At 37.9% G+C, this 1384-nt stretch carries 2 protein-coding genes; both read left to right on the forward strand.

What is annotated here, in order from left to right:
- Positions 1-142 precede the first annotated feature (142 nt).
- On the forward strand, positions 143-478 hold the full coding sequence (locus tag BMZ78_RS18370) for a transposase (protein WP_093231810.1): 336 nt from the start codon (positions 143-145) through the stop codon (positions 476-478).
- The gene (locus tag BMZ78_RS18375) at positions 457-819 is read left to right on the forward strand and encodes a transposase (RefSeq protein ID WP_093231811.1); all 363 of its coding nucleotides are present in this window, start codon (positions 457-459) and stop codon (positions 817-819) included. Before BMZ78_RS18370 ends, BMZ78_RS18375 begins: the two co-directional genes overlap by 22 nt.
- Positions 820-1384 lie beyond the last annotated feature (565 nt).

Consider the following 1384-nt stretch of genomic DNA (forward strand, 5'->3'; position numbering starts at 1 on the left):
TTTTATGTATGAAAAGTCTAATGAAGTAACGGGCGTTTCTCTTTTTTGGGAGAGCTCATCAAATCGGTTTAAATCGATTGGATAATGAATTCGATGCGGTATTTTTTAGAGCTTATTTCAAAAAGAGAAGTTATGCATCATAATGAATACTATGGAATATTACAGCAGACATGAGTTAACCGATTATCAATGGAAATTGATCGAACCTCTTTTACCAAAAGGGAAAAAAAGAGGTCGACCAATGGTCGACCCAAGGAAAACATTAAATGGAATCGTGTTCGTACTGAAAACAGGATGTGCTTGGGCAGACATGCCCAAGGCTTACGGTTCCTATGTTACCTGTTGGAGAAGATTAAAGCAATGGCAAAAAGACGGAACTTGGGAAAGAATTTGGCGAAAACTTCTCCAACAATGCGATGAACAACAAAAAATCAGACTGGGAGTTTTGTTTTTTGGATGGAACCTTTGTTCCCGCTAAAAAAGGGCGATGCAGTTGGAAAAACCAAGATTGGAAAGGGAACAAAGGTAATGATGGTAACAGATGGAAACGGTCTTCCCTTATCCATCTACATAGCCAGTGCTCAACCTCATGAAATCCGACTCGCTGAAAGAACATTGAGGGGGATTCGTGTTCCTCAACCCTGTGGTAGACCAAAAACACGACCAAAGATCTTAATTGCAGACCGTGCTTATGACAGTCAAGCTTTTCGAAAGAGCCTACAAAAACGTGGCATCAAATCTTGCATTCCTACCCGAAATCATCGAAGAATCAAGCACGGACGTGCTTCAAAAGTTCGTCATCTATATCATCATCGCTGAAAAATCGAACGTTGTTTTGCCTGGATGGATCAATTCCGCCGTCTTGTCGTTCGTTTCGAACGACAAGCAATCTTATTTAAAGGTTTTTGTTTAATTGCTTGTATCATTTGGACTTTAAATACATTAATAGACTGAATTTTTTGACACAAGGTAGATCATACTCCTACTAAACAGTCAACTGTAAATTTATATAAATAATTACTTTTATTGCTTAATGTTTTTATCTGCTTTCATTTTTTGTTTCTATCTTTCATTTTTTGTTTCTATATGGATCATGAATAATTATTCTTTACTTATTCATTTTGAAATAAGCTCTACTACAGGTGGTTCGGATGCAGTAGAAACAGCTATTAAAATAAGCAGGGGCAAATAAGATCGCATCATCTGGTACATTGTAATAAATGTTTTAGTTTTTTGGTCTCTTGCTTCTCGGGATGAAGCGCTGGTACTGAACTCTGTAGGGGGCGATAAAAAAACACTCTAGGAAATATTTCCTAGAGTGTTTTTTATGCCGGGTGGGGGACTCGAACCCCCAACGAGCAAAATGCTCACCTATGTGTAGTAT

Source organism: Thermoflavimicrobium dichotomicum, assembly GCF_900114055.1.
Classification (GTDB): Bacteria; Bacillota; Bacilli; order Thermoactinomycetales; family Thermoactinomycetaceae; genus Thermoflavimicrobium; species Thermoflavimicrobium dichotomicum.

Coding starts and splice junctions, on each gene's coding strand:
- BMZ78_RS18370 (WP_093231810.1), top strand. CDS start 143: ATGAATACTATGGAATATTACAGCAGACATGAGTTAACCGATTATCAA.
- BMZ78_RS18375 (WP_093231811.1), top strand. CDS start 457: ATGGAACCTTTGTTCCCGCTAAAAAAGGGCGATGCAGTTGGAAAAACC.